Origin of the sequence: Arthrobacter sp. SPG23, assembly GCF_000876655.1 — a bacterium.
Classification (GTDB): domain Bacteria; phylum Actinomycetota; class Actinomycetes; order Actinomycetales; family Micrococcaceae; genus Arthrobacter.
On sequence record NZ_JYCN01000019.1, the window covers coordinates 21,421 to 40,788 of the forward strand.

At 65.4% G+C, this 19,368-nt stretch carries 10 protein-coding genes and 1 riboswitch; of the genes, 4 read left to right on the plus strand and 6 right to left on the minus strand.

What is annotated here, in order from left to right:
- Positions 1–22: 22 nt before the first annotated feature.
- A riboswitch (TPP riboswitch) is annotated at positions 23–130 on the plus strand.
- Positions 125–2,011, plus strand: a complete 1,887-nt coding sequence (thiC, locus tag TV39_RS12895) for a phosphomethylpyrimidine synthase ThiC (RefSeq protein WP_043482353.1) — start codon at positions 125–127, stop codon at positions 2,009–2,011. Its footprint overlaps the riboswitch before it by 6 nt.
- Here the strand turns inward: thiC and TV39_RS12900 are convergent.
- Positions 1,980–2,714 carry an alpha/beta fold hydrolase gene (locus tag TV39_RS12900; protein WP_043482356.1) on the minus strand — a complete coding sequence of 245 codons (735 nt, stop codon included), beginning with the start codon at positions 2,712–2,714 and terminating at the stop codon, positions 1,980–1,982. The two genes, thiC and TV39_RS12900, sit on opposite strands and share 32 nt — an antisense overlap.
- A 94-nt stretch (positions 2,715–2,808) precedes the next feature.
- Entirely contained in the window at positions 2,809–4,398 is a 1,590-nt protein-coding gene (gene ffh / locus TV39_RS12905) for a signal recognition particle protein (protein WP_043482358.1), read from the minus strand.
- Positions 4,399–4,549: 151 nt separating this feature from the next.
- On the opposite strand from ffh, the gene TV39_RS12910 reads away from it, so the two are divergent.
- Entirely contained in the window at positions 4,550–5,938 is a 1,389-nt protein-coding gene (locus tag TV39_RS12910) for a glucose-6-phosphate dehydrogenase (RefSeq protein WP_043482360.1), read from the plus strand.
- Positions 5,939–6,010: 72 nt separating this feature from the next.
- On the opposite strand, the gene TV39_RS12915 is transcribed toward TV39_RS12910, so the two are convergent.
- Together TV39_RS12915 and TV39_RS12920 are read right to left on the minus strand one after the other, a co-directional pair.
- Positions 6,011–6,349 carry a P-II family nitrogen regulator gene (locus TV39_RS12915; protein WP_011692333.1) on the minus strand — a complete coding sequence of 113 codons (339 nt, stop codon included), beginning with the start codon at positions 6,347–6,349 and terminating at the stop codon, positions 6,011–6,013.
- On the minus strand, positions 6,346–7,698 hold the full coding sequence (locus tag TV39_RS12920; protein ID WP_043482362.1) for an ammonium transporter: 1,353 nt from the start codon (positions 7,696–7,698) through the stop codon (positions 6,346–6,348). The genes TV39_RS12915 and TV39_RS12920 overlap by 4 nt, the downstream gene beginning before the upstream one ends.
- Before the next feature lie 355 nt (positions 7,699–8,053).
- Between TV39_RS12920 and TV39_RS12925 the strand changes: the two genes are divergently transcribed.
- Positions 8,054–9,214, plus strand: coding sequence for an MFS transporter (locus TV39_RS12925; RefSeq protein ID WP_442853497.1), 1,161 nt, complete (start codon positions 8,054–8,056; stop codon positions 9,212–9,214).
- A 9-nt stretch (positions 9,215–9,223) separates the two neighbouring features.
- Here TV39_RS12925 and ftsY read toward each other — a convergent pair whose 3' ends face one another.
- Positions 9,224–10,438, minus strand: coding sequence for a signal recognition particle-docking protein FtsY (gene ftsY, locus TV39_RS12930; protein ID WP_043482364.1), 1,215 nt, complete (start codon positions 10,436–10,438; stop codon positions 9,224–9,226).
- A 63-nt stretch (positions 10,439–10,501) separates the two neighbouring features.
- On the minus strand, positions 10,502–14,164 hold the full coding sequence (smc, locus tag TV39_RS12935) for a chromosome segregation protein SMC (RefSeq protein WP_200891017.1): 3,663 nt from the start codon (positions 14,162–14,164) through the stop codon (positions 10,502–10,504).
- A 365-nt stretch (positions 14,165–14,529) separates the two neighbouring features.
- Between smc and TV39_RS12940 the strand changes: the two genes are divergently transcribed.
- Positions 14,530–19,299: a DUF4082 domain-containing protein gene (locus TV39_RS12940; protein WP_043482366.1), complete on the plus strand. Its 4,770-nt coding sequence runs from the start codon at positions 14,530–14,532 to the stop codon at positions 19,297–19,299.
- Positions 19,300–19,368: the final 69 nt, after the last annotated feature.

The window sequence follows — 19,368 nt, forward strand, 5'->3', positions numbered from 1 at the left end:
ACCGGCCCTGTGGTAGCTTCGTCTACGACCACACGGGTGCCCCTGCAAGGGCTGAGATCGGGCTGACGCGGCCTGCGACCGTTGAACCTGTCCGGGTAATGCCGGCGAAGGAAGTGAGTATTCCGTGAATACACAAGAAGCACAGCTGCCCCCTGCCCAAAACGAGTCCGCAGCCGGCAACCCGGGCCCTGCCGAAGCGCAGTCCCTGAAGTCCCACTCGCTGGCGTTCGTGACTGACGACGGCACGGGGATCCGGGTGCCGGTGACCGAGATTGCCTTGGAGGACTCGCCGGGCGGGGCAGCCAACCCGCCGTTCCGCGTGTACCGGACCGCCGGGCCCGGAAGTGACCCCGTGGTGGGGCTGGAACCGTTCAGGACGCCGTGGATTGAATCCAGGGCCGATACCGAGCCGTACAGCGGCCGGGGACGGAACCTGCTCGACGACGGCAGGTCTGCCGTGCGCCGCGGTGCCGCCTCCGCGGAGTGGAAGGGCGCGCAGCCGGTGCCCCGCCGCGCCGTCGAGGGCAGGACCGTCACGCAAATGCATTACGCCCGGCAGGGCGTGGTGACGCCGGAGATGCAGTTCGTGGCCCTCCGCGAAAACTGCGACGTGGAGCTGGTGCGGAGCGAAGTGGCTGCCGGCCGCGCCATCATCCCCAACAACATCAACCACCCGGAGTCGGAACCGATGATCATCGGCAAGGCGTTCCTGGTGAAGATCAATGCGAACATCGGCAACTCGGCCGTGACGAGCTCCATCGCGGAGGAAGTCGACAAGCTGCAGTGGGCAACACAGTGGGGCGCCGACACCGTGATGGACCTGTCCACCGGGGATGACATCCACACCACCCGTGAGTGGATCATCCGCAACTCCCCCGTGCCGATTGGCACCGTTCCCATCTACCAGGCCCTGGAGAAGGTCAACGGTGAGGCCAACAAGCTCACGTGGGAGATCTTCCGTGACACCGTGATCGAGCAGTGCGAGCAGGGGGTGGACTACATGACCATCCACGCCGGCGTGCTCCTGCGCTACGTGCCGCTGACCGCCAACCGGGTGACCGGCATCGTCTCCCGCGGCGGCTCCATTATGGCCGGCTGGTGCCTTGCCCACCACCAGGAGAACTTCCTATACACGCACTTCGACGAGCTGTGCGAAATTTTCGCCAAGTACGACGTCGCGTTCTCGTTGGGCGACGGTTTGCGGCCCGGTGCAACAGCGGACGCGAACGACGCCGCCCAGTTCGCCGAGCTGGATACCTTGGCCGAACTGACGCAGCGCGCCTGGGAGTTCGACGTGCAGGTGATGGTGGAAGGACCGGGCCATGTGCCGTTCCACCTGGTCCGCGAAAACGTGGAACGCCAGCAGGAACTCTGCAAGGGAGCACCCTTTTACACGCTGGGGCCGCTGGTCACGGACATAGCCCCGGGCTACGACCACATCACCTCCGCCATCGGCGCCACGGAAATCGCCCGCTACGGCACGGCCATGCTCTGCTACGTCACGCCCAAGGAACACCTGGGGCTGCCAAACAAGGACGATGTTAAGACCGGTGTGATCACCTACAAGATCGCCGCGCACGCCGCCGACCTCGCCAAGGGCCACCCTGGCGCGCATGAACGTGACGACGCCCTGTCCAAGGCCAGGTTTGAATTCCGCTGGCGGGACCAATTCGCCCTGTCGCTGGACCCGGTCACCGCCGAAGCCTTCCATGACGAGACGCTCCCCGCGGAACCGGCCAAAACTGCGCATTTCTGCTCGATGTGCGGGCCCAAGTTCTGCTCCATGCGCATCAGCCAGGACATCCGGGACGAATACGGCTCAGCCGAGGCCCAGGCGGCGCTTGCCGAGATGGCGGCAGGCATGCGCGAAAAGAGCAACGAATTCCTGGCAGCCGGCGGCAAGGTCTACCTTCCCGAACTGCAGGTTCCAGCCCCCGGGCGTCCGGGCCGGAACAATGCAGCGACGGGTGACGGTTCCGCTACGACGCCTGTGAGTGCTGACGCCTGCTGACTTCTGCGATGAATGACCGGATAAGCCGGTCACCCTCCACCGAGTCCTGGGGCCGGTGTCCGCCCGCGGCAACGCGGTGCAGGGCACCGGTTTCGCGCAGGTAGCCGGCGATCTCCTCGTAGAGCGGCTCCCAGCCGCCGGTGAGCACGAGCGTGGGGACGCCCGGCACGATCTGCAGCGGCGCTTCCCACGGAGGCGCCTGCAGCCGAAGCCGGCGGGCGGCGTTGAGTGCTTCCGGTGTGGACGGCCCATCACTGTGCACGGAAAATGCCCGCCGGACGAATTCCCGCTGGAAGTCGTCGTCGCCGAGCTGGTGCCGGACATCAAACAACGGCTGCATCAGTGCGCGGTGCGCGGCAGTCGCGGGCAGTTCGGCCGTCAGGGAGAGGCAGGCAGGTTCCACGAGGGTGAGCGAGTGCACCAGGTCCGGGCGTTCCACGGCCGCCATCATGGCCGCAATGGCGCCCTGGGCGTGGGCCACCACATGACCGCCGGCAGCGCCCCGGCCCTCGTCCGCCAAGGCGCCCAGCACAATGGCGGCGTCGACGTGGAAGTCCGATTCGACCGGTTCCGCTGAGACGTCAAAGCCGTGGCGGCGCAAAAACAGTGCGTCATAGGCCAAGGCCATGCCGTGTTGCTTGGGCCAGGCGGCAGACCCGAAGGCCCCCGAACCGTGGACGAACACTACGCGCTGCTTAAACATGCACCAACCCTATGGCAATGGCCGGACAATTCGGCTGCGACATTGAACCTGCCTGCAGCCAAAGTAACCGTGCGGAAAACCGCTACGCCTGGAACTACTTGCTCCCGCCGAGGAACTTGTCGAAGCCCTTGGGCAGGTTCAGCTGCGACGGATCGAAGTCCGCGCCCTGCTGACCGAAGGCGGCCCCGGTGGGAAGCGCCTTGCCGGCGCTCGCGCGGCGGGCCTCGGCATCACGCAACTCCTGCGCGGCCTTGGCCGGATTGCCGGACTTGGCCTTCTTCTTGGGCGCGTTCTTGGCGCCCTTGCGGGCCGCTCCGCCGCCGCCCATACCGGGCATTCCAGGCATGCCGGGCATTCCGCCGCCCGCAGCCATCTTCTTCATCATCTTTTGCGCCTGGGCGAACCGCTCCAGCAGGCCGTTGACGTCCGATACGTGCATGCCCGAACCCTTGGCGATGCGTGCGCGGCGCGAGCCGTTAATGATCTTGGGGGCTACACGCTCATGCGGCGTCATGGAGCGGACGATCGCTTCCACCCGGTCGATTTCACGTTCGTCGAACTGCTCCAGCTGCTGGCGGATGTTCTGCGCGCCCGGCATCATCATGAGCATCTTCTTCATGGAGCCCATGTTGCGGATCTGCTGCATCTGGGCCAGGAAGTCATCCAGGGTGAAGTCTTCCTGGTCGGCGAACTTCTTCGCCATTCGGGCTGCTTCGTCCTTGTCCCAGGACTTTTCAGCCTGTTCGATCAGGGTGAGGACGTCACCCATGTCGAGGATGCGGGACGCCATGCGGTCCGGGTGGAACAGCTCAAAATCGTCGACGCCTTCACCGGTTGAGGCGAACATGACGGGCTTGCCGGTGACCGACGCGACGGACAGGGCGGCACCGCCGCGCGCGTCGCCGTCGAGCTTGGAGAGAACGATGCCGGTGAAGTTGACACCCTCATCGAAGGCGAGCGCCGTGTTCACGGCGTCCTGACCGATCATGGAGTCGATAACGAAGAGCACTTCGTTCGGGACGATCGCCCGGCGGATCTGGCGCGCCTGCTCCATCATGTCGGCATCCACGCCGAGCCGTCCGGCGGTGTCCACGATGACGACGTCGTGAAGTTTCTGGCGCGCTTCCTCGACGCCGGCGCGGGCGACTGCCACGGGGTCGCCGGCAGGGTGGTCCAGTTCAGTGGAGGTGGCACCGGGGTGCGGGGCGAAGACAGGCACCCCGGCCCGCTGGCCGACGACCTGGAGCTGGGTGACGGCGTTGGGCCGCTGGAGGTCGCAGGCTACCAGCATCGGGCTGTGGCCCTGGGACTTCAGCCACTTGGAGAGCTTGCCGGCGAGGGTGGTCTTGCCGGCGCCCTGGAGGCCCGCGAGCATGATGATGGTGGGGCCGGTCTTGGCCAGGCGGATACGCCGGGTTTCGCCGCCCAGGATTTCGACGAGTTCCTCGTTGACGATCTTGACGATCTGCTGGCTCGGGTTCAGTGCGCCGGACACCTCGGCGCCGAGGGCACGCTCGCGCACCCGGCCCGTGAACTCGCGGACCACGGGCACGGCAACGTCAGCGTCCAGGAGGGCCCGACGGATCTCGCGGACCGTGGCGTCAACGTCCGCCTCGGTGAGGCGGCCCTTGCCGCGGAGATTCTTGAAGGTTGCTGTCAACCGGTCAGAGAGTGAATTGAACACGCGCCGTGCACTTCTTTCAGTGGATCTACAGCTGGCGGCCGGTGCGGCTCGCCAGAGTCGTGACTGTTGTTGGCCTGGACCAACTGCCTCGACAACGGGACTCGACTATCTAGGGTACCAAGACAGCCCTTCAAGATGGCATGCTGGCAGGATGGCCGCCCAAACAACTGTAAAAACCCTGCTCATCCTCGGCGCATCCGGGGACCTTACCGGCCGGCTGCTGCTGCCGGGACTCGCCCGCCTGGTTGCCAGGGGCCGTGCCGACGGGCTGACGCTCGTGGGAGCAGGCTCGGATCCGTGGACCCGGGAACAATGGCTCGAACGCATCGAAACTTCCTTTGCCGACGCTAACTCCCAGGCCGACGCCGCCGGCAAGCGCGAACTCAAGCGGATCGCGGGATCCACCGCCTACCACCAGCTTGACGTGACTGCGGGCGGGGAGCTGGCTTCCCTGCTGTCCCGCCTCGAGGCTCCGGCGGCTGTGTACTTCGCCCTGCCGCCGCACGTCAGCCAGAAGGCGTGTGAGGTGCTGGCGCCCGGGGAAGTACCCGCAGGCACCCGGCTGGTCATGGAAAAGCCCTTCGGCTCCAGTGAGGATTCCGCCCGCCATCTCAACGAGACCCTTGCGGCGCTCGTCCCCGAGGACCATATCCACCGCGTGGACCATTTCCTGGGCAAGGCCACGGTACTGAACATCCTCGGCCTTCGCTTCGCGAACACCTTCCTGGAACCCATCTGGAACCGCGATTACATCGAAAAAGTGGAGGTCATCTTTGACGAGGACCTCGCGCTCGAAGGCCGCGCCCGCTACTACGACGCCGCCGGCGCCCTCCAGGACATGATCCAGAGCCACCTGCTGCAGATCATGGCGCTGATGGCCATTGAGCCGCCTGCTTCCGTTGACGAGCGTGACCTCCGGGACGCTGTTGCCACACTCCTTCGCGCCAGCAGCATCAAGGCGCCCTACCGGTCAAGCACGCGGCGGGCCCGGTACACGGCAGGGTCCATCGACGGGAGGGACGTACCGGACTACGCCAAAGAAGCAGGGGTGGACGCGTCCAGGAACACCGAAACCCTGGCCGAAGTCCGGGTGGACATCGACAACTGGCGCTGGGCCGGAGTCCCCTTCATCCTCCGTTCAGGCAAGGCGCTCGGGGTAAAACGCAAGGAAGCCGTGGTCACCTTCAAACCGGTACCCCACCTGCCCAAGGGGTTCACCGGCGTCGACTCCCCCAATCAGCTCCGCATCGGGTTCGGGCCCGACACACTCCAGTTCGACGTCGACGTGAACGGCCCGGGCAACGTCCTGAGCCTGGACCGGGCCACCCTGAACGCCGAACTCAGCGCATCCGACCTGCTCCCCTATGGCGAAGTACTTGAGGGTGTCCTCACCGGTGATCCGCTGCTGTCCGTGCGGGCGGACACCGCGGAGGATTGCTGGCGGATCATCGAACCCGTGATCAAAGCGTGGGCCCGCGGCAGCGTTCCGCTGGAAGAATACGCCGCGGGATCATCAGGGCCCGAGGGCTGGCCCGCGTAGGGTTTCCGGAATGCACAAAGCGGGCCCGGTACCTTTTCAGGTGCCGGGCCCGCTTCATGCGTTGCGCGTGGGCTATATGGCGGCCGAGCCGCGTTCTCCCGTACGTACCCTTACAGCTTCGAATACGTCGACAGTCCAGACCTTGCCGTCCCCGGCACGGCCTGTGTTGGAGCTGGCGATGATGACATCCAGGATGTCGTCCGCCTGTTCGTCCGTGGCCAGGACCTCAACGCGGATCTTGGGAAGCAGGTCCACGTTGTACTCAGCCCCGCGGTACACCTCGGTGTAGCCGCGCTGCCTGCCGTATCCGCTGGCCGCGCTGACCGTGAGGCCCTGCACACCGTAGGATTCGAGCCCCTCCCGGATGGAGTCGAGCTTTTCCGGCCGGACGATTGCTGTGATCAGTTTCATGCCCCCACACTTTCCTTACCTGTTGCTGCGTCAGTCTTCTTGCCGTCTTCGGTTACCGGAGCGGACTCGTCGCCCTGCTTGCCGGTGATCAGTTCATGCAGCGGCTGGAAGCTCCCGCCGTGTCCGCCGACGCCGAATTCGTAGGCGGTTTCTGCGTGGAGGCTGAGGTCCACGCCCACCACTTCCTGCTCCTGCGAGACCCGGAAGCCCATGGTCTTGTGGATGGCCAGTGCGATCACCGTGGTCAGGATGGCCGAGTACGCGATGGCGATGCCGGCGGCTGCGAGCTGGGCCCAGAGCTGGGTCAGGCCGCCGCCGTAGAACAGGCCGCCGCCGACGCCTTCAACCGGGAGGGCGATGAAGCCCAGTGCGACAGTACCGATGATGCCCGAAACCAGGTGGACGCCGACGACATCCAGGGAGTCATCGAAGCCCCAGCGGAACTTGAGGCCGACTGCGAGGGCGGAAGCCACACCGGCGACGACGCCGAGGCCCAGCGCACCGATGGGGCTGACGTTGGCGCAGGCCGGGGTGATGGCGACCAGGCCGGCAACTACACCCGAGGCTGCACCCAGGGACGTGGGGTGGCCGTCGCGGATGCGTTCGGTGATGAGCCAGCCGAGCATCGCAGCTGCCGGTGCGGCGAGGGTGTTGACCCAGATGAGGCCGCCCTGTTCCGCCGTGGTTGCTGCGCCGCCGTTGAAGCCGAACCAGCCGAACCACAGGATGGCTGCGCCGAGCATCACGAACGGGATGTTGTGGGGGCGGTGGTTCGGGTCCTTGCCGAAGCCCCTGCGGTTGCCGATGATCAGGACAAGGATCAGGGCTGCAACACCGGCGTTGATGTGGACCACGGTGCCACCGGCGAAGTCGATTGCCGGGCCGAGGGCCTTGCCGACTGCGCCTTCAGGCCCGAAGAGGCCGCCGCCCCAGACCATGTAGGCGATCGGGCAGTAGACCAGCGTGACCCAGACAGGGACAAAGACAGTCCATGCGCCGAACTTGGCGCGGTCCGCGATGGCGCCGCTGATCAGGGCCACCGTGATGATGGCGAACGTTGCTGCGTAGCCGACCTTGATGAGTCCGTCCGGGGCGGTGATGCCTTCGAGTCCGAACGTTGCGAACGGGTTGCCGACGATCTGCATAAAGCCTTCGCCGGAGCTCATGGATGCTCCCCAGAGCACCCACACCACGCCGACCATGCCGATGGAGATGAAGCTCATCATCATCATGTTCAGCGCGGCCTTCGCACGTGTCATGCCGCCGTAGAAAAATGCCAGCCCTGGTGTCATGAACAGCACAAGTGCCGCCGCAACCATGAGCCATACGTGACCTGCGGTAAGTTCCATGGTGCACGTCCTCCCTTGCCTAGATGCTTAGTTGATCCTGCGGATTCATCCGCTTGCCCAACGCCTTTTGCGTTCTTAGACGATTTTTGCCGGGCAGTGTTTCGCCGGCGGAGGATTTAGATGTCCGGGTTGTTACAACAACCTCCCGGAAGTAAATGGTGCATATCTTGCTTGTTACGGTTATGTTTCACCAGTCCCAAACCGCACTTCCACAGCACCCTGCAAGGACAACGGCACCATGACCGATCGTTTCCGCCCCGGCAAGGCACTGCCCCGCCGGAATGGCGGCCATTCCGACCACCCCGATGCTGCAGCACAGCCGTCTCCAACACGGCTCCCGCGCGACATTAAGGTGATGTTGGCCGCAGCGTTCCTGATCGCGCTGGGTTTCGGGCTGGTGGCGCCTGTATTGCCGCAGTTCGCCACAACGTTCGACGTCGGGGCAACGGCCGCCGCTGTGATCGTCAGTATTTTTGCCTTCATGCGGCTGCTGTTCGCACCCGCAGGCGGCGCGCTGATCGTGAGGCTGGGCGAACGTCCGGTGTATGTGTCTGGCCTGTTGATCGTCGCAGCCTCAACGGCGGCGTGCGCCTTCGCGCAGGACTACTGGCAGCTGCTCATCTTCCGGGGCCTGGGCGGCGCCGGCTCGGTGATGTTCACGGTCGCATCCATGGCGCTGGTGGTCCGGCTCGCTCCCCCGGAGAGCCGCGGGCGTGTGTCCGGTGCGTACGCGTCGGCCTTCCTCATCGGCAACGTCTGCGGCCCCATCGTTGGCGGACTGCTTGCCGGCTTCGGCCTCCGCATCCCGTTCCTGGCTTATGCTGCCGCGCTGGTCCTGGCCGCGCTGGTGGTCCAGACGCAACTCAGCCACGTACCCGGCGCGTCCCGAAAGGACAGCGGCCAGGCGCCTGCCATGCGACTGGGCGATGCCCTGCGCGACAGCGCCTACCGCGCAGGGCTCTTCTCCAGCTTCGCCAACGGCTGGGCGACGTTCGGCGTGCGCATGGCCACCGTCCCGCTGTTCGCCGTGGCCGCAATCGGCGCCGGACCGGCCGCGGCCGGCTGGGCCCTGGCCGTTTTTGCCGGCGGCAACGCCGCAGCGCTCACGGTCTCGGGGAAACTGGCCGACAGCCTGGGCCGCAAGCCCCTGATGATTTCCGGGCTGGTCCTCACCGGTGTGGCAACGGCGGGCATCGGGCTGACCCACGACATGCCCTGGTTCCTGGCGGCCTCCGCCGTCGCCGGAATTGGTTCCGGCTTGCTGGGTCCGGCCCAGCAGGCCGCCATCGCCGATGTCATCGGCAACGGACGCTCGGGCGGCCGCGTGTTGGCGGTCTTCCAGATGACGTCCGATGCCGGCGCCATCATCGGCCCGGTCCTTGCCGGGCTCCTCGCGGACCGGCTCGGGTACGGCTGGGCCTTCGGCGTGACCGGGGGCGTCCTGATCGTGGCCGCAGCCGGCTGGGTGCTGGCGCGGGAGACGTTCCAGCGGACCGCCCCTGGCTCAGGGACCTAGTTCAGCAGCCTAGTTCAGCAGCGCGTCCACGAAGCTCTCGGCATCGAACGGGGCGAGGTCATCCGCGCCCTCGCCCAGCCCGATCAGCTTGACCGGAACCCCGAGCGTCTTCTGGATGGCCACCACGATGCCGCCCTTGGCCGTGCCGTCCAGCTTGGTAAGCACGATGCCGGTGATGTTGACTACTTCGGAGAACACCCGGGCCTGGTTCAGGCCGTTCTGTCCGGTGGTGGCGTCCAGCACCAGCAGGACCTCGTCCACCTCGGCAAGCTTCTCGATGACACGCTTGACCTTGCCTAGCTCGTCCATCAGGCCCACCTTGTTCTGGAGCCGGCCGGCGGTATCGATCATCACCACGTCGACTTCCTGGTCGATGCCTGCCTTGACCGCTTCATAGGCGACCGACGCGGGGTCGGCGCCGTCGACGTCGGACTTCACCGTGGGGACGCCCACGCGCTGGCCCCACGTGGCGAGCTGCTCTGCGGCGGCGGCACGGAACGTGTCCGCGGCGCCCAGCAGGACGTCCTTGTCCTCGGCCACGAGGACCCGCGCCAGCTTGCCCACGGTGGTTGTCTTACCCACGCCGTTGACGCCCACAACCATCATGACGGACGGCTTGTCGGCGTGGCGTTCGGTGCGGAGGCTGCGGTCCATGGTCGGGTCCACAAGTTTGATCAGTTCTTCGCGGAGCAGGGCTTTGACCTGCTCCGGGGTCCGTGTTCCCAGCACCTTGACGCGCTCCCGAAGGGCGTCGACCAGCTGCATGGTCGACTCGGTGCCAAGATCCGCCAGCAGCAGGGTTTCCTCGACCTCGTCCCAGACGTCCTCATCAATCTTGTCGCTGGACAGGAGCGCGAGCAGGCCCTTGCCGAAGATGTTGTTGGACCTGACAAGGCGTTCCCGGAGCCTTGTCAGCCGTCCCGCAACAGGCAGCGGCGTCTCCACCGCAATGGTCTCAAGCCCCGCCGCGTCATCGGGGACCTCAGCGGTCTCCAGCCCTTCGAGGTCGACGCCGCCGGGTGCCCTGCGCTCCGGCGATACCGACGGGCTTTCCTCCACCAGCGTTCCGCCCGCACCGCGCACGGGTTCGACAGGATCGTTGGCGTCCCGGGTGCCCGGGTACTTGGTGATGTTCCGGCGGGTCTTCAGGAGGACCGGGATCAGTCCGCCAATGACCACCAGGGCAGCGAGGATGGCAAGAATAATGGGGAGGATGTCATTCACTCCCCTAGCTTCTCACACACGTTTCACACATGTGTCACCCATGAAATGCTGCCGCGCGGGCCGCTAGACTTCCGCGCCGAGTCGCTGGCTGATGACTGTTGAAACCCCGTCACCCCGCATGGTGACGCCGTACAGCGCGTCGGCAACCTCCATGGTCCGTTTCTGGTGCGTGATGACAATCAGCTGGCTGGACTCGCGGAGTTCTTCGAAAATCGTGATCAGCCGGCCCAGGTTGGTGTCATCCAGGGCCGCCTCCACTTCGTCCATCACATAGAACGGCGAAGGCCTCGCTTTGAAGATCGCCACGAGCAGGGCCACTGCCGTGAGCGAACGCTCGCCCCCGGACAGCAGGGAGAGCCGTTTGATCTTCTTGCCGGCAGGCCGCGCCTCCACCTCAATACCGGTGGTGAGCATGTCGGCAGGGTCGGTCAGGACCAGCCGGCCTTCACCACCGGGAAAGAGCCGGGCGAAAACACGAACGAACTGTGCCGATGTGTCTGCGAACGCTTCGGCGAACACCTTTTGGACCCGGTCATCCACTTCCTTGATGATGTCCAGCAGGTCCTTGCGGCTGGATTTGAGGTCCTCGAGTTGGCTGCTGAGGAACTGGTGCCGCTCTTCCAGCGCGGCGAACTCCTCCAGTGCCAGCGGATTCACCCGTCCCAGGGAGGACAGGTCCCGTTCCGCTTTCCGGAGCCGTTTCTCCTGCTCGGCGCGGACGAATGGTTTGCCTTCCAGGATGGGACTGCCGTCCTCGTCCACCGGTGCCCGGAGGGCCGCCCACTTGTCATCGGACGCCCCTGCCGGCACCGGGACCGGCTGGTCGGGACCGTAGTCGGCCACGAGCTGCTCGGGCGATAAGCCGAGTTCCTCGACGGACCGCAATTCGAGGGCTTCGATCCGAAGCCGCTGCTGGGTGCGGGCCAGCTCATCGCGGTGCACCGAATCCGTCAATTCCGCCAGCTCGCGGCCGAGGGCGTCGTTCTGCGACCGTACCTCCAGAAGCTCACGGTCCCTGAGTTCCCGTTCTTCCTCCGCAAGGTCACGCGTGTGCAGGGCGACATCCACGGAAATGTCCATAAAGCCGATGACCTGCTCCACCGCAGCTGAAACGGCCGCCGCCCTGCGGGCCTGGCGCCTGCGGCGGCGGGCACGATGCGCAGCTTCCTCCCGCGCCCGGCGTTCCGCCACCGCTGCCCGTTCCAGGGAAAGGGCGCGATTGCGGGTGGCAGTCAGTTGCTCCTCGGCACTCCGCAGCGAAAGCCTGGCCTCCATCTCGGCCGACCTCGCAGCCGATGCCGCCAGTGCGAGCTCGTCACGGAGCTCGGCCGAAGGTTCCTCATCTTCGGGGACCTGCCGGGCTGCGTCCAGGCGCTCGGTTGCAGCCTGCAGGGCCTCCTCCTCTGCCACGATATTGGCCTCAGCCCTGGCCAGCGACGCACCAAGCCGTTCGCTCTCGCCCACTGCGCTGCGCAGCACCGAGTTCAAATGGCCCAGCCGTTCGGCCACAGCCGCCAGCCGGGCATCTGATTCGTGAAGCCGCTCCAAGGCTGCGTCCGCGCGTTCCTGGGCCTGGGTCTTTCGTGCCCGGGCGGCGGCAAGCGCAAAACGGTTCCGCTCAAGCTCCGCGCTGACGCTGGCAAGCCGGGTTTCGGCGTCGTCGACGGCGGCCTGCACCTCCAACAGTGAGGGTGCACTCGCCGAGCCGCCCCGTACCGTGAAAGCCGTGAAGGTGTCGCCCGCCCGTGTCACGGCCGTCAGACCGGGCTGCGCACGGATGAGCGCCGACGCTGAGTCCATGTCCTCGGTAACGGCTGTCCCGGCCAGCAGCCTGCGCAAAAGGGTGTCGATCAGGTGGCCCGCATCGGGGGTTCCGTCCTCCGGTGTCGACGGGAATCCGTCCGGCCCCGATGCAGAGACCTTGACAAGGTCCGCAGCCCAGCGGGCTTCGTCGGGAAGTTGCCGGGGCGCACCTACACCTGCGGAGAGCGGGTCCGCGGCGTCGTTCGCTGCCGGCGCCGCCACCAGCATCGAGGCAAGGCCGGCGTCGTCCGCCTTGAGCAGCTGCAGGGCTTCTACTGCGGTTCCGGCGTCCCGAACCACGACTGCATCGGAGGAGTTTCCCAATGCGGCCGCGATTGCCGCTTCATAACCCGGCTCTACGGAGAGCACCGACGCCACCGGCCCTATGATCCCGGGCAGTCCCGAGTCGGCCACGCGGCCCGACCCGTCCTTGCGGTTAAGCCCAAGCTGCAGTGCGTCCCGCCGGGCCAGCAGCGAATCGCGCTCCCGTTCCCCTTCACGCTCGGCAGACTTCAGCGCCTCTATGTCCTCGAGGATTGCGTCCAGTGATGCACTCGCGTCCTCGTAATCAGCGTCCAGCGATTCCTCGCCCTCCTCGACACCGGCAACCTGCGATTCAAGGGCTGTGAACTCGCCCTGGGCGCGGCGCCGGCGTTCCTCGCCGGACGTCTGGGTTTCCCGGAGCCGGCCAAGCTCGGCCTGTGCAGCCTCCACGCGTGAGCGCGCCGCACCCACCTGGCCGGCCAATTTAGCCAGCCCCTCCCGGCGGTCAGCAGCAGCACGGAGCACCGCAGCCAGCCGCTTGTCTTCGGCACTTGCAGCAGTTTCGGCGACCTGCTTGGCTGCCGTGGCGGCTTCCAGTGCAGTGCGCTTTTGCAGGATCCCGTCTTCCAGGGCGGCCTGTTCTTCGCGGACCCGGGCGGCATTCCTTTCAAGCTGTTCCGGATCCCGTCCGGAGTCGGGCATCTCGTCCGCAGCACCCAGAAGCCTGCGGCGTTCCTCCGCGAGCGACCCTAGGGAGCGGAATCTTTCCCGGCCCGCCGATAGCTGGTACCAGGTGTCACGCGCAGCATTGAGCCGGGGGGTGGCTTCCGCCGCACGTTGTTCCAGCGCCGCCTGCCGCTCACGACCGTTTTCGAGGCCCCTCTCAACAACTGCCCGGCGGGCCTTCAGAGCAGATTCATCGGCTACGTCCTTGGCCAGGGCGGACTGCAACTGCACGAGGTCGTCCGCCAGGAGCCTGGCCCGGGCGTCCCGGACCTCAAACTGGACGCTTTGGGCCCGGCGCGCCACTTCCGCCTGCTTGCCCAGCGGGGTCAACTGGCGACGGATTTCACTGGTGAGGTCGCTCAGCCGCTGCAGGTTTGCTTGCATCGCTTCCAGCTTCCGGACCGTTTTTTCCTTGCGCCTGCGGTGCTTGAGGATGCCTGCAGCCTCCTCGATGAAGCCGCGCCGGTCCTCCGGGGTAGCGTGCAGGACCTTGTCCAACTGGCCCTGCCCCACGATCACGTGCATTTCGCGGCCCAGGCCGGAATCGGAGAGCAGTTCCTGGATGTCCAGGAGACGGCAGCCAGCGCCGTTAATGGCGTACTCGGACCCGCCGGTGCGGAAGAGCGTCCGTGAGATCGTCACTTCGCTGTACTCGATCGGCAGCGCGCCGTCCGTGTTGTCGATGGTCAGCGAGACATGGGCCCGGCCCAGCGGCGGCCTGCCGGAGGTGCCCGCAAAGATGACGTCCTCCATCTTGCCGCCGCGCAATGTCTTGGCACCCTGTTCGCCCATGACCCAGGCCAGGGCATCCACAACATTCGATTTACCGGAACCGTTCGGACCGACCACTGCAGTGACGCCCGGCTCGAATTCGAACGTCGTGGCTGACGCGAACGACTTGAATCCGCGGACGGTCAGGCTCTTGAGGTGCAAGGTGGTTCGGATCTCCTGAGTGGCTGAAGCGGGCTGTTCCCGCCTTAAATCTACTGCGTGCCTCCGACAAAGCCCGGATTTTGGCCTGTTGCGGTATGCAGACCCTTGCCACGCCTCGTGGCAAGCCCTTAGACTCGCGGCTAAAGGTTGCTTGACGCTGCTCGACCCGGTGGTCTCACACCGGATCGACTTGGCAGGATCCAGCGGAGCTGGACGGGCCATGATGCAGTGAGGGGCGTTATCGACGCGACCTTTTGCTGGACGACAACTGAATATCTTGGTTTGGCTGCGCCGGGGGGCGGCATGCAGGGCAGTGCACAAAGCACCGCCTGATTCGCAACTGCGCACTCACTCCAGGAGTTCACATGTCTGTACCCTCAGCCGATCGCACGCTCAAAGCCTTCAAGCAGGTCATCTTCCTGCTGGCATTAGCCATGGTGGCCGCGCTCCTGCCGGCTGCAGCACCTGCCGGGCTCTTACCGTTCGCATACGCGGCGGACCCTTGTGCGCCCGTTGTGAACGCCATTGCCTGCGAAAATTCCAAGCCCGGAAGCCCGCCCTCCGAGTGGGACATCACCGGGGCCGGTGATTCGGACATTCAGGGGTTTGCCACCGACATCAGTGTTAACGCCGGCCAGCCGATCAACTTCAAGATTGACACCAACGCCTCCAATTACAGCATCGCCATCTACCGGACCGGCTGGTACCAAGGCCTCGGGGCCCGCAAGATCGCAGACGTCACGCCCCTGGCCTTCCGGCAATCACAGCCCCAATGCCGGTCCGACGTGACAACGGAACTTTACGATTGCGGAACGTGGGCTGTTTCGGCCACGTGGCAGGTCCCGGCCACGGCCGTCTCCGGCGTCTACGTCGCACTGCTGACCCGGCCGGACACCGGCGGCCAAAGCCACATCACTTTTATTGTCCGCTCCGACGGCAGCCATTCCGACGTGGTCTTCCAGACCTCCGACACAACGTGGCAGGCCTACAACACCTACGGCGGGGCCGACTTCTACCAGGGGGCCGTCAACGGCAGGGCCTACAAGATCAGCTACAACCGGCCGTTTGCCACCCGCGGTGAGTCCTCGGGTCGGGACTTCTACTTCGGTAACGAGTACCCTCTGGTTCGGTTCCTGGAGAAAAACGGCTACGACGTCAGCTACATCAGCGGCGTCGACACCCACCGGAACGGCGCGCAGCTCCTCAACCACAAGGTATTCCTTTCCGTGGGCCACGACGAATACTGGTCAGGTCCCCAGCGGGCCAACGTGGAAGCCGCGCGCGACGCCGGTGTTAACCTTCAGTTCCTGTCCGGTAACGAAATGTACTGGCGCACGCGCTACGAACCGTCCCAGGTCGACGGGGCAGCGTTCCGGACCATCACCTCCTACAAGGAGACATGGTCCAACGGCAAGATTGATCCCAGCACCGAATGGACCGGAACGTGGCGTGATCCCAGATACGCCTCACAGGCCAATGGAGGGGGCCTGCCCGAGAACGGACTGACAGGCACGCTCTATATGTCCAACTTCACGGATCTTCCGGTCACCGTGAGTGCCGCAGAGGGCAAGGCACGCCTGTGGCGCAACACTCCGCTCGCGTCGCTGGCCGCCGGAAGTTCAGCCCAGCTGGCACAACATACTGTCGGTTACGAATCCAATGAGGACCTCGACAACGGCTTCCGGCCAGCCGGCACGATCAGGCTGTCCACCACTACCGGCGCCGTCGATCAGTACCTCCAGGACTTCGGCAACACGGTGAAGCCGGGAACAACAACCCATAACACCACGATGTACAAGGCAGCGAGCGGTGCGCTGGTCTTTTCGGCCGGCACAGTCCAGTGGACCTGGGGCCTCGACCAGGAGCATGACGGGAACGGTGCCGCTGCGGATCCGCGGATGCAGCAAGCCCAGATCAACCTGCTGGCGGACATGGGCGCCCAGCCGGGGACGCGGGATACGGCGCTGACCGCGGCAAGTGCCAGCAGTGATGCGGCAGCACCAACAGTATCCATCTCCTCCCCGGCTGAAGGGGCCGTCATCGCGCACGGCGGCAGCGTCACGGTGTCCGGCACAGCCAGCGATACCGGCGGCATCGTAGCCGGCGTCGAAGTCTCCACCGACGGCGGGACCACCTGGCATCCTGCCCAGGGCAAACAAAACTGGACCTACACGTATATCCAGAAAGGGCTCAACACGGCCAGCATCAAGGTGCGTGCCGTCGACGACAGCGCCAACATCGGCACCGCCTCTACGCGAAACCTGCAGCTAAGCGGCCCCTACACCGTCTTCGGCCAGCAGGTCCCCGCGGTGCCGGATTCCCAGGACGGAGGCGCCTACGAGCTCGGTATGAAGATTACGCCGAGCGTGGACGGCTTCATCACCGGTGTCCGCTTCTACAAAAGCACCGGAAATACCGGAACACACACGGGATCCCTCTGGAATTCGGCCGGACAGCGGCTCGCAACCGCTACCTTCACGTCAGAATCAGCCTCAGGGTGGCAGAAGGTCCTGTTCAGCCAGCCGGTAGCGGTTTCGGCTGGGCAGAAATACACGGTTTCCTACACCGCCCCCAAAGGCCACTACGCCATTAAGGACTACCAGTGGGCCAACTTCGGGTTCACTGAACCGCCCCTCACGGTGGCGGGCGGATTCGGGAGCGAGCCAGCCGGTGTCTACGGCGGTCCCGATGCCTTCCCGCAGAACAGTTTCGGCAACGGCAACTATTTCGTTGATGCGGTTTTCGACACCGTGGACAACACCCCTCTGACAGCCTCCGGACAATGGCCCCTGGGCGGATCATCCAGTGTTCCCCAGTCGACCACTGTCGGAGCTGTCTTCTCCAAGCCGGTCACGGCGTCGAGCGTGCAGCTGACCCTGAAAGCGGCCGACGGCACCACAGTTGCCGGCACCACCGCCTACGACTCCACCACACGCAAGGTGACGTTCACACCGGGCGCCGTCCTGGCGCTGGCAACAACGTACACCGTGACGCTGGCCGCCACTGCCGCCACCGGCGGATCCCTGACGGACGGCGGAACGTGGTCGTTCACGACGGTGGTCTCACCGCCGACTCCGGGAAGCTGCCCGTGCAGCTTCTACGATGACTCCGTCCTCCCCGGAATCCAGGAGATCAGGGACGGCGTGCCGCTGACCCTGGGCATCCGCTTCTCGAGCACCGCAGACGGCACCGTGACGGGCGTCCGCTTCTACAAGTCATCGGGTAATACCGGCACCCATACCGGCACGTTGTTCACGGCCGCCGGGCAGCAGCTGGCAACGGTGACATTCGCAAATGAGAGCACCGCCGGCTGGCAGACTGCCAACTTCAACCAGCCTGTGGGGATGTCGGCGAACACCGAGTACATCATGGCCTACAAGACCTCGACCGGAGCATACTCCGCGACGGCGAACGGATTTGGTTCCGGCGGCCTCAGCGTCGGAAACCTCCGGACGGTCTCCGATGCGGGTGCCTATTCCTACACGGGCGACTTCCCCAACGTCCGCTCCACGACGAGCTACCTCGTGGATGTCGTGGTGCAATATCCGGAGCCGGCGTTTGTGGCAGGTGCCCAGACACCGCTTCCGGGTTCATCCAGCGTTGCACTGGACACGACCGTCGGAGCGACGTTCTCCAAGCCAGCCATCGCATCGAGTGTCCAGCTAACCGTCGCCGGACCTGGCGGCACGAACATTTCGGGGACCACGAGCTACGACTCAGCGTCCGGCAAAGTGACCTTCACGCCGTCTGCGCCGCTGGCGGCGGCCACCAGCTATACAGCCGCGCTGACGGCCACTTCCACGACTGACCAGGTGCTCAGCGCCGGCGGTACCTGGACATTCACCACCGTGCCGCTTCCCAGGACCGACGGAGTGTGTCCGTGCACCCTCTACCAGGACACGGTGACTCCGTCCGTCATGGAAATCAAGGACGGAGTCCCGTTGGCCTTGGGCGTACGGTTTGCGAGCTCCACCAGCGGGCAGGTCACCGGTATCCGCTTCTATAAAGCCGCGGGCAACACCGGAACCCACACCGGTAGCCTGTTCAGCATCTCGGGCCAGCAACTCGCCACCGTCACATTCACGGCCGAGTCCACTGCCGGCTGGCAGACCGCAACGTTCAGCCAGCCCGTCACCATAGCGGCCGACACCGAATACGTGGCTTCCTACAAATCGCCTACTGGCACCTATTCCGCCACTCCGGGAGGATTCTCAACGGGCTTTACGAGCGGACCCCTGCGGACCACTCAGGACTCCGGCGGGTTCTCCTACAGCGGCGACTTCCCGGGCTCTTCTTCGAGTTCGAGCTACCTTGTGGACCTGGTCTTCCAGACCTCGGCCGTTGCCCCTCCCCCGGAGCCCCTGACTGTCACGGCACAGTCGCCGGCCCCTAATGCCACCGCGGTGGCGCTCAATGTCCAGCCCAGCCTGACCCTCTCCTCTGCCGTGCAGCCGGGCGCTTCACTGGTCATTGCTGCCGGCGGTACCAACATCGCAGGCACCTCGGCGTTGTCCGCAGATGGCCGCACGGTGACGTTCACCCCTTCACAGCAACTCCCGGGAAATACCGTCATCACTGCGAGCGCCGCGAATATCAGCTCGCTGGCCGGGGCGGCGCTCGCACCCACCTCCTGGCAATTCACAACCCTCACGCCCCCGCCGCCCACCCAGTCCCTCTTCGCGTCCCTGCTTCCGCAGATCGCAGCGTCGACGGATGTGCGGGCGGTGGAGCTCGGGGTGGCATTCAATTCGTCGATAGCCGGCTCCGTCACCGCAATTCGCTTCTACAAGGGCACCAGCAACACGGGAACGCACACAGGTTCCCTATGGACGGCATCGGGAGTGCGGCTGGCCAAGGTGACGTTCACGAATGAAACGGCAAGCGGCTGGCAGACTGCCACACTGCCGACACCGATAGCGCTGACCGTGGGCACGAACTACATCGTGTCCTACAACGCGCCGGCGGGCCGGTATTCCTACACGCCCAACTTCTTCACGAAGGCGTGGACCAGCGGTGCCCTGACCGCCAGGGCGAACAACAACGGGCTCTACCGTTTTGGTTCGGGAACGGCGGTTCCCAACCAGTCAAGCAATAAGACGAACTACTTCGTGGATGTGGTGTTCGCCCCACGATAGACCCGGGCATGCGTTTCCACTACCAGGGCCCCTCGGTTCTTTCCAAGGGGCCCTGGCAGTGGTGCGAGG

Excerpts from the sequence above, each read along its gene's own strand:
- TV39_RS12915 (WP_011692333.1), bottom strand. The coding sequence starts at position 6,349 with ATGAAACTGATCACAGCAATCGTCCGGCCGGAAAAGCTCGACTCCATC.
- TV39_RS12940 (WP_043482366.1), top strand. The coding sequence starts at position 14,530 with ATGTCTGTACCCTCAGCCGATCGCACGCTCAAAGCCTTCAAGCAGGTC.
- TV39_RS12920 (WP_043482362.1), bottom strand. The coding sequence starts at position 7,698 with ATGGAACTTACCGCAGGTCACGTATGGCTCATGGTTGCGGCGGCACTT.
- TV39_RS12925 (WP_442853497.1), top strand. The coding sequence starts at position 8,054 with ATGTTGGCCGCAGCGTTCCTGATCGCGCTGGGTTTCGGGCTGGTGGCG.
- TV39_RS12910 (WP_043482360.1), top strand. The coding sequence starts at position 4,550 with ATGGCCGCCCAAACAACTGTAAAAACCCTGCTCATCCTCGGCGCATCC.
- TV39_RS12900 (WP_043482356.1), bottom strand. The coding sequence starts at position 2,714 with ATGTTTAAGCAGCGCGTAGTGTTCGTCCACGGTTCGGGGGCCTTCGGG.